At 71.7% G+C, this 244-nt stretch carries 1 protein-coding gene; it reads right to left on the minus strand.

What is annotated here, in order from left to right; translation table 11 throughout:
* On the minus strand, positions 1–244 hold a 244-nt coding region (locus tag EJ903_RS27205), incomplete at both ends, for a hypothetical protein (protein ID WP_158628034.1).

The raw sequence follows: 244 nt of genomic DNA on the forward strand, positions 1-244 counted from the left end.
CCGGCGGAGCCGATCAGGACGATGTCGGTTCCGGTCCCGCCGGTCAGCGTTTCCAGCAGGGTGGCGACGAAGGTCCCGCCGCCGTCGCTCAACAGCACGCTGTCGGTGCCGGTGCCGCCGGTCAGGGTTTCGATGCCGCTGACGCGCAGGGTGGTGCCGCCGGTTCCCAGCGTCACCGCGTCGGTGCCGGACCCGCCGATCAGGGTTTCGATGGCGGAGAGCAGCAGCGTGGTTCCGGCCGAGC

The organism is Azospirillum griseum, assembly GCF_003966125.1.
GTDB classification, from domain to species: Bacteria; Pseudomonadota; Alphaproteobacteria; order Azospirillales; family Azospirillaceae; genus Azospirillum; species Azospirillum griseum.